The 13,253-nt window shown below is 69.8% G+C and carries 10 protein-coding genes; 9 read left to right on the forward strand and 1 reads right to left on the reverse strand.

Annotation, left to right across the window (positions count from 1 at the left end):
• Positions 1–64: 64 nt before the first annotated feature.
• Entirely contained in the window at positions 65–1,867 is a 1,803-nt protein-coding gene (locus OG841_RS36370) for a glycoside hydrolase family 15 protein (RefSeq protein WP_328643495.1), read from the reverse strand.
• A 469-nt stretch (positions 1,868–2,336) separates the two neighbouring features.
• On the opposite strand from OG841_RS36370, the gene OG841_RS36375 reads away from it, so the two are divergent.
• The 9 genes from OG841_RS36375 to OG841_RS36415 all read left to right on the forward strand — a co-directional run bounded on the left by OG841_RS36375 (position 2,337) and on the right by OG841_RS36415 (position 13,218).
• Positions 2,337–4,001, forward strand: a complete 1,665-nt coding sequence (locus tag OG841_RS36375; RefSeq protein WP_266566689.1) for a CTP synthase — start codon at positions 2,337–2,339, stop codon at positions 3,999–4,001.
• An 84-nt stretch (positions 4,002–4,085) separates the two neighbouring features.
• Positions 4,086–4,712 carry an NUDIX domain-containing protein gene (locus tag OG841_RS36380; RefSeq protein WP_069761171.1) on the forward strand — a complete coding sequence of 209 codons (627 nt, stop codon included), beginning with the start codon at positions 4,086–4,088 and terminating at the stop codon, positions 4,710–4,712.
• Between the two features lie 248 nt (positions 4,713–4,960).
• Complete coding sequence (locus OG841_RS36385; protein WP_371568465.1) at positions 4,961–7,024, forward strand: tetratricopeptide repeat protein; 2,064 nt, start codon at positions 4,961–4,963, stop codon at positions 7,022–7,024.
• Positions 7,025–7,168: 144 nt separating this feature from the next.
• Entirely contained in the window at positions 7,169–8,284 is a 1,116-nt protein-coding gene (ald, locus tag OG841_RS36390) for an alanine dehydrogenase (protein WP_311718501.1), read from the forward strand.
• Between the two features lie 413 nt (positions 8,285–8,697).
• Positions 8,698–9,825, forward strand: coding sequence for a ParA family protein (locus tag OG841_RS36395; protein WP_266566697.1), 1,128 nt, complete (start codon positions 8,698–8,700; stop codon positions 9,823–9,825).
• The gene (locus tag OG841_RS36400; RefSeq protein ID WP_266566699.1) at positions 9,810–10,373 is read left to right on the forward strand and encodes a hypothetical protein; all 564 of its coding nucleotides are present in this window, start codon (positions 9,810–9,812) and stop codon (positions 10,371–10,373) included. The genes OG841_RS36395 and OG841_RS36400 overlap by 16 nt, the downstream gene beginning before the upstream one ends.
• A gap of 18 nt (positions 10,374–10,391) precedes the next feature.
• Positions 10,392–11,447 carry a segregation and condensation protein A gene (locus OG841_RS36405; protein WP_365123425.1) on the forward strand — a complete coding sequence of 352 codons (1,056 nt, stop codon included), beginning with the start codon at positions 10,392–10,394 and terminating at the stop codon, positions 11,445–11,447.
• Complete coding sequence (scpB, locus tag OG841_RS36410) at positions 11,444–12,097, forward strand: SMC-Scp complex subunit ScpB (RefSeq protein WP_365123422.1); 654 nt, start codon at positions 11,444–11,446, stop codon at positions 12,095–12,097. The genes OG841_RS36405 and scpB overlap by 4 nt, the downstream gene beginning before the upstream one ends.
• On the forward strand, positions 12,097–13,218 hold the full coding sequence (locus tag OG841_RS36415) for a pseudouridine synthase (RefSeq protein WP_328637504.1): 1,122 nt from the start codon (positions 12,097–12,099) through the stop codon (positions 13,216–13,218). The genes scpB and OG841_RS36415 overlap by 1 nt, the downstream gene beginning before the upstream one ends.
• The last annotated feature ends 35 nt before the right edge of the window (positions 13,219–13,253 follow it).

Raw genomic sequence — 13,253 nt, forward strand, 5'->3', positions numbered from 1 at the left:
CTTCGGCGTGGCCGCCGTGGCACGGGAGGACGACAGTCCGGTCGAGGAGCCGCTCAGGTCCTGTTCAGCCGCCGTACGCCCCCGACGCCGTCAGGCGCAGGGCCGTGTCGATGAGCGGAACGTGGCTGAAGGCCTGGGGGAAGTTGCCCACCTGGCGCTTCTGGCGCGGGTCCCACTCCTCGGCGAGCAGACCGAGGTCGTTGCGGAGCGAGAGGAGCTTTTCGAAGAGCTTCCTCGCCTCGTCCACGCGGCCGATCATCGCGAGGTCGTCCGCCATCCAGAACGAGCAGGCCAGGAAGGCTCCTTCGTCACCGGGGAGGCCGTCGACGTTCTCGTCGCCGCTCGAGGTCGGGTAGCGCAGGATGAAGCCGTCCGGCGTGGACAGCTCGCGCTGGATCGCCTCGATGGTGCCGATCACGCGCTTGTCGTCCGGGGGCAGGAAGCCCATCTGCGGGATGAGGAGCAGGCTCGCGTCCAGCTCCTTCGAGCCATAGGACTGCGTGAAGGTGTTGCGCTCCTTGTCGTAGCCCTTCTCGCACACGTCCCGGTGGATGTCGTCGCGCAGCTCGCGCCACTTCTCCAGCGGGCCGTCCGCGTCACCGGACTCGATGAGCTTGATGGTGCGGTCCACGGCGACCCAGGCCATCACCTTGGAGTGCACGAAGTGCCGGCGCGGGCCGCGCACCTCCCAGATGCCCTCGTCCGGCTCGTCCCAGTGCTGCTCCAGGTAGCGGATCAGCTTGAGCTGGAGCAGGGAGGCGTAGTCGTTGCGGGCCAGGCCCGTCATGTGACCCAGGTGCAGGGCCTCGGTGACCTCGCCGTACACGTCGAGCTGGAGCTGGTGCGCGGCGCCGTTGCCGACCCGGACCGGGGCGGAGTTCTCGTAGCCGGGCAGCCAGTCGAGCTCGGCCTCACCCAACTCCCGTTCGCCCGCGATGCCGTACATGATCTGCAGGTTCTCGGGGTCGCCGGCCACTGCCCTGAGGAGCCACTCGCGCCAGGCGCGGGCCTCCTCGCGGTAGCCGGTGCGCAGCAGCGAGGACAGGGTGATGGCCGCGTCGCGCAGCCAGGTGTAGCGGTAGTCCCAGTTGCGGACGCCGCCGATGTCCTCGGGCAGCGAGGTCGTCGGCGCGGCCACGATGCCGCCGGTGGGGGCGTACGTCAGCGCCTTGAGGGTGATCAGCGAGCGGATGACGGCCTCGCGGTAGGGGCCGTGGTACGTGCAGTGCTCGACCCACTCACGCCAGAAGTCCTCGGTGGCCTCCAGCGACTGCTCCGGCTCCGGCAGCGGGGGCGGCTGCTTGTGCGAGGGCTCCCAGGAGATGGTGAACGCGATCCGGTCACCCGGGGCGACCGTGAAGTCCGAGTACGTCGTCAGGGACTTGCCGTAGGTCTCGCAGTCGGTGTCGAACCACACCGAGTCCGGGCCCGCCACGGCGACCGTGCGCCCCTCGTGCTTGTGGACCCACGGCACGACACGGCCGTAGGAGAACCGCATGCGCAGGGCCGAGCGCATCGGGACGCGGCCCGAGACGCCTTCCACGATCCGGATGAGCTGCGGGGCGCCGTCACGCGGGGGCATGAAATCGGTCACTCTGACCGTGCCGCGCGGGGTGTCCCACTCGGATTCGAGGATGAGCGAGTCGCCGCGGTAGGTGCGCCGGGCCGCCGTGGGGGGCGCGGCGTCGGCCGCGTGCGCGGGCCCGAGGCGCCAGAAGCCGTGTTCCTCGGTGCCCAGCAGGCCGGCGAAGATGGCATGCGAGTCGAAGCGGGGCAGGCACAGCCAGTCCACCGTGCCGTCCCGGCAGACCAGGGCTGCGGTCTGCATGTCTCCGATGAGTGCGTAATCTTCGATGCGCCCGGCCACGTGCAACTCCAGTCGAACGGCCACGTCACCCCCTGCAGGAAAGGGGGCTGTCGCTTGGTGCGGTCAAGGGGGTCGTTGTAATGCGTCGTTGAGCGGTGAAGCAAAACAGTCCTGCCGCTGTGAGGCAAAACGACAACTGTTGCTCAACGAACTGACGAGCTCTCGTTGTTCCGGCGCTTACGGGTGGGGGTGGTCCCGAGTTTCCGGCCGGGCTCGGCAGTGAGTGTCCGAGCAGGATACGACGCACGTAGATGATCTGCGTGCCGCTCCGGGCAACGCGGCTGAGCCGAACGGGTGAGCAACGGGTGAGAAACGGGTGTGTTCGTGCGGGTCCGTGTCGGCGTGTGCGCGGAGCGTGGCCGGAAGCCATCTCCCCGAGGCGCTGATACCCTGGTAGCCCGTGGACCGGTGGGCGTCTGACCCCCGAACCGCACCTCCAGATCGCGACCACGGGAGCCCCCTCTTGGCCATGACCGCTGCTTTTCGAAACAGCACAGCCACGACGACCAAGCACATCTTCGTCACTGGGGGTGTCGCCTCCTCGCTCGGCAAGGGCCTGACGGCCTCCAGCCTCGGCATGCTGCTCAAGGCGCGGGGCCTGCGCGTCGTGATGCAGAAGCTCGACCCGTACCTCAACGTCGACCCGGGCACGATGAACCCCTTCCAGCACGGTGAGGTGTTCGTCACCAACGACGGCGCCGAGACCGACCTGGACATCGGCCACTACGAGCGCTTCCTCGACCGAGACCTCGACGGCTCCGCCAACGTCACCACCGGCCAGGTGTACAACACGGTGATCGCCAAGGAGCGGCGCGGTGAGTACCTGGGCGACACCGTGCAGGTCATTCCGCACATCACCAACGAGATCAAGCACCGCATCCGACGCATGGCGACGGACGAGGTGGACGTCGTGATCACGGAGGTCGGCGGCACGGTCGGCGACATCGAGTCGCTGCCGTTCCTGGAGACGGTCCGCCAGGTGCGGCACGAGGTCGGCCGTGACAACGTCTTCGTCGTCCACATTTCCCTCCTGCCGTACATCGGCCCGTCGGGAGAGCTGAAGACGAAGCCGACCCAGCACTCGGTTGCGGCCCTGCGGAACATCGGTATCCAGCCGGACGCGATCGTGCTGCGGTCCGACCGCGAAGTGCCGACCGCCATCAAGCGCAAGATCTCGCTGATGTGTGACGTCGACGAGGCCGCCGTGGTCGCCTGCCCGGACGCCCGTTCGATCTACGACATCCCGAAGACCGTGCACAGCGAGGGCCTGGACGCCTATGTCGTCCGCAAGCTGGACCTGCCGTTCCGCGACGTGGACTGGACGACCTGGGACGACCTGCTCGACCGCGTCCACAACCCCGACCACGAGATCACCCTCGCCCTGGTCGGCAAGTACATCGACCTGCCCGACGCCTACCTCTCGGTCACCGAGGCCCTGCGCGCCGGCGGCTTCGCCAACAAGGCCCGCGTGAAGATCAAGTGGGTCACCTCGGACGACTGCAAGACCCCGGCCGGCGCCGCCGCGCAGCTCGGTGACGTCGACGGCATCTGCATCCCGGGCGGCTTCGGCGACCGTGGTGTGCTCGGCAAGGTCGGAGCGATCCAGTACGCCCGCGAGAACCGGATCCCGCTGCTGGGTCTCTGCCTGGGCCTGCAGTGCATCGTGATCGAGGCCGCGCGCAACCTCGCCGACATCCCGGACGCCAACTCCACCGAGTTCGACTCGGCCACCGGCCACCCGGTCATCTCCACCATGGCCGAGCAGCTCGACATCGTCGCCGGCGAGGGCGACATGGGCGGCACCATGCGGCTCGGCATGTACCCGGCCAAGCTCGCCGAGGGCTCCATCGTCCGTGAGGTGTACGACGGCAAGGAGTACGTCGAGGAGCGGCACCGGCACCGTTACGAGGTGAACAACGCCTACCGTGCCGAGCTCGAAAAGAAGGCGGGCATCCTGTTCTCCGGCACCTCGCCGGACGGCAAGCTCGTCGAGTACGTCGAGTACCCGCGCGATGTCCACCCGTATCTGGTCGCCACGCAGGCCCACCCCGAGCTGCGCTCGCGCCCGACCAGGCCGCACCCGCTGTTCGCCGGCCTGGTGAAGGCCGCGGTCGAGCGGCAGAGTTCCAAGTAGCACGACAGTTGTACGGTGGCCGGGGCGCACGCATTCAAAGGCGAGCGCCCCGGCTTCTTTTGCGCACGTGGGGAAGGACAGGGAATGACGATCAAGGATGCCCCGGAGGAGTGGGAGATCCGGGCGACGGAGACCCCCTTCGTGGGCAACAAGACCTCCGTCCGCACGGACGAGGTGGTGATGCCCGACGGGTCGGTGGTCCGCCGGGACTACCAGGTCCACCCGGGTTCCGTGGCCGTCCTCGCCCTCGACGACGAGGACCGGGTGCTGCTCATCCGGCAGTACCGGCATCCCGTACGGCAGAAGCTGTGGGAGATCCCCGCGGGGCTGCTGGACGTGCCCGGTGAGAATCCGCTGCACGCGGCCCAGCGGGAGCTGTACGAGGAGGCGCACGTCAAGGCGGAGGACTGGCGGGTGCTGACGGACGTCTACACCTCGCCCGGGGGCTGCGACGAGGCGATCCGGATCTTCCTGGCCCAGGGGCTGTCCGAGGCCGAGGGCGAGCGCTTCGAGGTCGAGCACGAGGAGATCGACCTGGAGTACGCGCGCGTGCCGGTGCCCGAGCTGGTGCGGGGGGCGCTTGCCGGAGAGCTGCACAACGCCTGCCTGGTGGTGGGCGTGCTTTCGCTCGTCGCCGCGCGGGCCTCCGGCGGGGTGGACGGGTTGCGTTCGGCCGATGCGGAGTGGCCTGCGCGGCCTTTCGAGGCGTGAGGTCTTACGGGGTGCGCGGTTCGTTGCGGGTGCCGGTTCGTCGTGGCTGGTCGCGCAGTTCCCCGCGCCCCTGTCTACCGGAACTGCCGACTCGGTGATCATATGAACCGTTGATCCGATCAGGGGACTCTCTGGTCCCCGCCGCCGCGCTCTGCCGGGACCGTTGCACAGGGTGAACTAGGCTCTGAAAAGCCCGAACCGGGGTCACCGGCGGGCTTTGCGCGTGCGGTGGGACGGGAGTGTGGCCCGTGACGGATCAGGCGGTGGACACAGGCGGCGTACGGCTGTCGGGCGAGGGCCAATTCCTGGGGCGGACGCGAGAGTTGAAGGAGCTGCTCGCCGACATCGAGCGGGCGGGACTCGACACCCTCTCCGGCAAAAAAGCACCCCGCGCGCGTGTGCTGCTCATCGCGGGGCGCCCCGGATCCGGCCGTACCGCACTCGCCGAGGAACTCGTCCGGGCGGTAGCTGAACGTTACGACGACGGGTTGCTGCGCGCCCGGCTGAGCGAGCCCGACGGCACCCCTGTGCCGGTCGGGAACTCCGCCCGTGAACTGCTCACCGCGCTCGACGTGGCGGCGCCCGCCGGGGCCTCCGAGGACGACCTCACGGCGGTGTTGCGCGAGGCTCTCGCCGGCCGTCGCTCGCTGCTCCTGCTCGACGACGCGCTGGCCGCGGAGCAGGTGGACGCCCTGCTTCCGGATGCCCCGGAATGCCTGGTCGTGGCCGTCTCAGGAGGTCCGCTGACCGGGATCGCGGACGTTCGCCCGTGCACCCTCGGCGGCCTCGACACCAAGGCCGCGCTGGAGTTGCTGTCCCGGCACACCGGGTCGGTCCGCATCACCGTCGACCCGCGCGCCGCCGAGGGCCTGGTCGAGGAGTGCCAGGGCCACCCCGCCGCGCTGATGCTGGCGGGAGGCTGGCTCGCCGCCCGCCCCAAGGCGGCCGTCGCCGACCTGGCCAAGCAACTGCACACGGAGAGTGACGAAGGCAGTCCGCTCAGTCGGGTCTTCAAGCTCGTCTACACGTCCCTTCCCGCGACGGCCGCCCGGATACTGCGACTGCTCTCCCTGGCCCCGGCAGGACTCGTCGATCCGCACACCGCCTCCGCGCTCGCCGGCTGCTCGGTGAGCGGCGCCCGCTCCACCTTGGACGACTTCGTCGCCCTCGGTCTGCTGCACGCCGTGGAGTCGCCGCTGCCGCAGTACGAGGTCCCCAACTGCCTGTATCCCCTGCTCAAGGCCCTCGCCGACACCCAGGACCGCCCGGCCGAGCTGCAGCTGGCCCGGGCTCGCATGCTGGAGCGGACCGTGCGGCTGCTCCAGTCCTCCCGCGCGATCACCGAGACCGACAGCCCCGACGCCCGCGAGAAGCTCCAGGGCATGTCGCCCTCGGTGCGCTTCCCGAGCCCCAGGGCGGCCGAGGACTGGCTGCGCATCCGCAGGCCGGCCCTGCTCGCCGCGGCCCGGCACGCGGTCGCCGACGGGGAGCTGGACACCCTGGCCCGGCGCCTGATGGCGCAGCTCGTGCGCGCGATGGTGGCCCACTTCGGTATGAAGGCCGCCGCCCCCGACCTCTACGACATCCACGGTCTCGTCCTCGACGTGGCCGGGCGGCGTGCTCTGCCGCGCGAGAAGGCCGCCGCCCTGCTGAACCTCGCCGACCTCGACGCCCAGACCGGCCGGACCCGGGAGGCGCTGGCGCGCTATCGGGCTGCCCTGGACGCCGGACGGGAAGCGAATGACCTGTACGCGACCGGCCGCGCGATGGAATCCGTAGGCGGCGCGCATCTGGAGCTCGGGGACTACGACCGGGCGGCCGACTGGTTCGGCCGGGCCCTGGCCCAGCGGCTGGCCCGGGACGAGCGCGCGGAGGCCGCCCGGCTGTACGGCCGTATCGCCGCCACGCACACCTACGCGGGCCGCTACGGCGAGGCGGTCAGGAACTGGCGGGCCGCGCTCGCCGGACACCGCAAGAACGGCGATGTGGCCGCGCACGCACGGGCGTTGAGCGAACTCGCCCGCGTCCAGGAGTACGCCGGACGCCCCGAGGAGTGCCTGCGCACCTGCCAGGAGGCCGTGGAGTGGGCGCGCCGCGCCGAGGACGTCCGGCTGCAGGCCGCGCTCCAGTTGCGGCTCGCCGACACGCTGGACCGGCTCGGCGATCCCGCCGCCGCCCAGCTGCACCGCGCCGCCGCCGAACGGCTGCTGGGCGAGGAGGTTTCCGAGGAGGAACCGGGGTCTCAGCAGGTCGATGAGCCGAAACAAGCCGCTGACGCCTGCGAAATCCGTAGTACATCCGCAGAAGATTGATGCAATGAAAGGCTAGACAGCGGGAACACCTTCATTAGACTGGCTCTGCCGCACCTTCTCCTGCGGTGTCTCCTGGTGTGCTCACGCATGCCCGGGTATGTGTTGTATTGCCCCACACACTCTGAGCCAAGGACCGTGATCCACGTGAAGGTCGGCATCCCCCGCGAGGTCAAGAACAACGAGTTCCGGGTGGCCATCACCCCCGCCGGTGTGCACGAGCTGGTGCGCCACGGCCACCAGGTCGTCATCGAGCGGGGCGCCGGCGTCGGCTCCTCCATCCCGGACGAGGAGTATGTCGCCGAGGGCGCCCAGATCCTGGACACCGCCGACGAGGTGTGGGCCACCGCCGACCTGCTGCTGAAGGTCAAGGAGCCCGTCGCCGAGGAGTACCACCGCCTCCGCAAGGACCAGACGCTCTTCACCTACCTGCACCTGGCCGCCTCCAAGGAGTGCACCGACGCGCTGATCGAGTCCGGCACCACGGCGATCGCCTACGAGACCGTCGAACTGCCCTCGCGTGCGCTCCCGCTGCTCGCCCCGATGTCCGAGGTCGCGGGCCGGCTCGCCCCGCAGGTCGGCGCCTACCACCTCATGCGCTCGGTCGGTGGCCGCGGTGTCCTCCCCGGCGGCGTCCCCGGCACCCAGCCCGCGCGCGCCGTCGTCATCGGCGGCGGGGTCTCCGGCTGGAACGCCACGCAGATCGCCGTCGGCATGGGCTTCCACGTCACGCTGCTCGACCGCGACATCAACAAGCTCCGCGAGGCCGACAAGGTGTTCGGCACCAAGGTCCGGGCGATCATGTCCAACGCCTTCGAGCTGGAGAAGGCCGTCCTGGACGCCGACCTCGTCATCGGTGCCGTCCTCATCCCGGGCGCCAAGGCCCCGAAGCTGGTCACCAACGAGCTCGTCGCGCGGATGAAGCCCGGAAGTGTCCTTGTCGACATCGCGATCGACCAGGGCGGCTGCTTCGAGGACTCCCGCCCCACCACCCACGCCGAACCGACCTTCCAGGTCCACGACTCGGTCTTCTACTGCGTCGCCAACATGCCCGGCGCGGTGCCCAACACCTCCACCTACGCGCTCACCAACGCGACGCTGCCCTACATCGTCGAACTCGCCGACCGGGGCTGGGTGGAGGCGCTGCGCCGCGATCCGGCGTTGGCCAAGGGGCTCAACACCCATGACGGCAAGGTCGCTTACCGCGAGGTCGCGGAGGCGCACGGCCTGGAGCACGTGGAGCTCGAGACGCTGCTCGGCTGAGGCTGTGACCTGCCCGGATGGCTAAGTCACCTTTTCGTAAAGGCGATACGTCAACAAGGCGCGTCAACGAGGCACATGCGGCCGGACCTTGCCCCACAAGGTCCGGCCGGATGTGTGTATGGTCACTTTGCGACTCTCGGTCAACTCGCGTCGAACGTAACCCTTGAACCGATTCGTACACCGGCGAAACCTGCCGTGCGACTGCCGTACGCCCTTGACAGCGGGATGTTTCATTGCCGACACATCCTGCCGGGTCCGGCGGATTGTGTTGCTGTGAACACCCGACACGCCATAGAGTCGCCAACCGTCGGCATGGTGCCACGCTGACCTTGTCTAGAAGTTTCCTGGTCTCCAAGGAGGTAAGACGACTTGTGAATGAGTCGACATTTTCTCCCGGGGGTGGTCAACCAGGAATGCCTGCCGGGGCCCAGAGCCCCGCGGGGTTCGAGGCTGTCGGCTCCGTCGCGGTGCGCACCTTCGCAGCCCGTCAGAGTCCGCAGACCGTGCGGACAGCACACCAGAGCATGGATGGCCATCACGTGAACGCCATGGCCGGCGACGGAAGTGGCGCGCCCCACAACCACTTCGCCGACTACGACGAACTGCCCGAGGGGCACTTCTACGACCCCGACGCCGAGTACGAGCCCGATCCGGAGTACGCGGCCACGCTCGCGCCCGATGCGGCCCGCCAGCGCCGAGAGCGCGTCGGCCCGACCGGCCGCCCCCTGCCGTACTTCCCGATCCCGGGCCCGCTGACCGACCACGGCCCCGCGAAGATCATCGCGATGTGCAACCAGAAGGGCGGCGTGGGCAAGACGACGTCGACCATCAACCTGGGTGCCGCGCTCGCGGAGTACGGCCGGCGCGTGCTGCTCGTGGACTTCGACCCGCAGGGCGCGCTGTCGGTGGGTCTCGGTGTCAACCCGATGGAGCTCGACCTCACGGTCTACAACCTGCTCATGGAGCGGGGCATGGCGGCCGACGAGGTCCTGCTGAAGACCGCGGTCCCCAACATGGACCTGCTGCCGAGCAATATCGACTTGTCGGCGGCGGAGGTCCAACTGGTCTCCGAGGTCGCCCGCGAGTCGACATTGCAGCGTGCCCTGAAGCCGCTCATGGCCGACTACGACTACATCGTGATCGACTGTCAGCCCTCGCTCGGCCTCCTCACGGTCAACGCCCTGACGGCCGCGCACAAGGTGATAGTCCCTCTGGAGTGCGAGTTCTTCGCCCTGCGTGGTGTCGCACTGCTGACGGAGACCATCGAGAAGGTCCAGGAGCGGCTCAACCCGGACCTGGAGCTCGACGGGATCCTCGCCACGATGTACGACTCGCGCACCGTGCACAGCCGTGAGGTGCTCGCGCGCGTCGTCGAGGCGTTCGACGATCACGTCTACCACACGGTCATCGGGCGCACGGTCCGCTTCCCGGAGACCACGGTCGCCGGTGAGCCGATCACCACCTACGCCTCCAACTCCGTCGGTGCCGCCGCCTATCGCCAGCTCGCCAGGGAGGTGCTCGCCCGGTGTCACGCCGAGTGAGTCTGCCGGGGGCCGACGAACTGTTCCGTACGACAGGGGGGATGGCGCTCCAGGCGTCCACTCCCCGGCGGGGGACCAACGGCGAGGCCCGGGTGCCGGCTCCCGCGGGGGAGCCGGACGGGGCGGCCGAGGACGCGCCGCAGTCCGTGCCCGCACAGGGCGGGGACGGCGACGGGGCGGAGCACGTCGCGGCCGACGCCGAGGCGGGCGAGTCCCGCAGCCGGGCCGCCACCGCGGAACGCTCCGGGCCACGTCAGGAGGCGCAGGAAGGTTCTGCCCAGGCCTCCGGTGGCCAGCAGCGCGGCAAGCGCGGTCGCTCTCCCTCCCGGCGGCCCAGCGGGCGGGAACGGCACGACGAGAAGATCACCGTGTACGTGTCCGCCGAGGAGCTCATGGATCTGGAGCACGCCCGTCTGGTGCTCCGGGGTGAGCACGGGCTCGCGGTGGACCGCGGCCGGATCGTGCGGGAGGCGGTCGCCGTGGTGCTGGCGGACCTGGAGTCCCGAGGGGACGCGAGCATTCTCGTCCGTCGGCTGCGTGGGCGGTAGCGGTAGCCTGCGGGGGCTATGACCTCGAACGACGTTCCCGTGCCCGGCGGCTCCGCCGGCCGTCGGCGTGTGCTCGGCCGGGGGCCGGGGGCCGAGCCGGTCGCTTCACCGGCCGAGGTGGAGAGCGAGCCGGCCGAGGTGGAGAGCGAGCCGGTCGAGGTGGAGAGCGAGCCGGTCGCGGTGGAGAGCGGGCCGGTCGAGACGGAGAGCGAGCCGGTCGCCGAGGCCGAGGCTCCGGCCGGGACCGGCGAGCGGGAAGAAGCCTCCGACGGTGTCTTCAAAGTTCGGCTGGCCAACTTCGAGGGGCCCTTCGATCTGCTGCTCCAGCTGATCTCGAAGCACAAGCTCGACGTCACCGAGGTGGCGCTCTCCAAGGTCACCGACGAGTTCATGGCGTACATCCGCGCCATGGGTCCGGACTGGGATCTCGACGAGACGACCGAGTTCCTCGTCGTCGCGGCCACTCTCCTCGACCTCAAGGCGGCTCGGCTGCTGCCGGCCGCGCAGGTGGAGGACGAGGCCGACCTGGCACTCCTCGAAGCGCGGGACCTGCTCTTCGCACGGCTGCTGCAGTACCGCGCGTACAAGCAGATCGCCGACATCTTCAACCGGCGTCTCGACGAGGAGGCCCGGCGTTACCCCCGCACCGTCGGACTGGAACCGCACCACGCCGAGCTGCTGCCCGAGGTCGTCATCAGCATCGGGGCGGAGGGCTTCGCGAAGCTCGCCGTGAAGGCGATGCAGCCCAAGCCCAAGCCGCAGGTGTACGTCGATCACATCCACGCGCCCCTGGTGAGTGTCCAGGAGCAGGCGGGGATCGTGGTCGCGCGGCTCAGGGAGCTCGGTGAGGCCAGCTTCCGTCTGCTGGTGGAGGATGCCGACGGCACCCTGACCGTCGTGGCGCGCTTTCTGGCGCTGCTGGAGCTGTATCGGGAGAAGGCCGTGGCACTGGACCAGGAGACCGCGCTCGGGGAGCTGGTGGTGCGGTGGACCGGTGGTGCGGGGGAGGACGAGCCGGTGGTGACCGACGAGTTCGACCGACCGCCCGAGCCGCCCAAGGAGGACAAGGCGTGAGCGAGGACACCACCGAGGTGCCGACGGGACCGCCGACCGTCGCCGATCTCGATCTGAAGCCGGCGCTGGAGGCCGTCCTGATGGTCGTGGACGAGCCCGCGACCGAGGAGCACCTGTCGAAGATCCTGGAGCGGCCCAAGCGGCAGATCGCGAAGGCGCTCAGGGAGCTGGCCGACGACTACACCGTGCAGCGGCGCGGTTTCGAGTTGCGGTACGTCGCCGGCGGCTGGCGTTTCTACACCCGCGCCGAGTACGCCCCGGCCGTGGAGCGGTTCGTCCTGGACGGCCAGCAGGCCCGGCTCACCCAGGCCGCGCTGGAGACGCTGGCCGTGGTCGCGTACCGCCAGCCGGTCAGCCGCAGCCGGGTCTCCGCGGTGCGCGGCGTGAACTGTGACGGCGTGATGCGCACCCTGCTCCAGCGGGGTCTGGTCGCGGAGGCGGGCACGGAACCCGAAACAGGTGCGATCCTGTACGTGACGACGAACTACTTTCTGGAGCGGATGGGCCTGCGCGGTCTGGACGAGCTCCCGGAGCTCGCGCCCTTCCTCCCGGAGGCGGAGGCGATTGAGGCCGAGACCCAGGAAGCCGTACCGTCGTTCGATCCGGACGCCCCGGATTCCGAGGACGCAGACGACAAGACGGAACTTTGATGCGAAGCAGCAGCGGCAGGAACAGCAGCGGAAACAACGGCGGGAGCCGTGGTGGCAACAGCGGCGGCCGCGGCGGGAGCAGCGGTGGCCGCGGTAACCCCCGCGGTGCCGGGAACGACCGCGACGACAAGCAGGGGGGCCGGCCGAAGAGGCCCCGTCCCGAGGAGCGCCGCTACGACGTGGGCCCCGGCGCCACCCACGAGGGACCGAAGACCGGTCGCGGTGCCTCCGCGCGCGGCGGTGCCAAGGGCGGGCCGAAGCAGGGCCAGAACACCGGGCGTGGCCGTTCGGTGCCGGCGACCTCCCGCGAGTACGAGGCGCGGGCCGAGGAGCGCAACCGTGAGCGGTACGCCGGCAAGAAGGACGTGAAGCCGCCGAAGACCTTCCCGGGCGCCGAGCAGGAGGGCGAGCGGCTGCAGAAGATCCTCGCGCGCGCGGGCTACGGCTCGCGCCGGGCCTGCGAGGAGCTCATCGAGCAGGCGCGGGTCGAGGTCAACGGCGAGATCGTCCTGGAGCAGGGCAAGCGGGTCGACCCGGAGAAGGACGAGGTCAGGGTCGACGGCCTGACCGTGGCGACGCAGTCGTACCAGTTCTTCTCGCTGAACAAGCCCGCCGGTGTCGTCTCGACGATGGAGGACAACGAGGGCCGGCAGTGCCTCGGGGACTACGTCACCAACCGTGAGACGCGGCTCTTCCACGTGGGGCGGCTCGACACCGAGACCGAGGGCGTCATCCTGCTCACCAACCACGGTGAGCTGGCCCACCGGCTGACCCACCCCAAGTACGGCGTGAAGAAGGTCTACCTCGCGCACATCGTGGGCCCGATCCCGCGCGACCTGGGCAAGCAGCTCAAGGACGGCATCCAGCTGGAGGACGGGTACGCGAAGGCGGACCACTTCCGGGTCGTCGAGCAGACCGGCAAGAACTACCTCGTCGAGGTCACCCTCCACGAGGGGCGCAAGCACATCGTCCGCCGCATGCTCGCCGAGGCGGGCTTCCCGGTCGACAAGCTGGTGCGGGTCGCCTTCGGCCCCATCACCCTGGGCGACCAGAAGTCCGGCTGGCTGCGGCGGCTGTCCAACACCGAGGTCGGCATGCTGATGAAGGAAGTCGACCTGTAGTCCCCACGGACACACCCGCGCGTGCGGCCGGTTCC

Source organism: Streptomyces canus (assembly GCF_041435015.1).
Lineage (GTDB): Bacteria > Actinomycetota > Actinomycetes > Streptomycetales > Streptomycetaceae > Streptomyces > Streptomyces canus_G.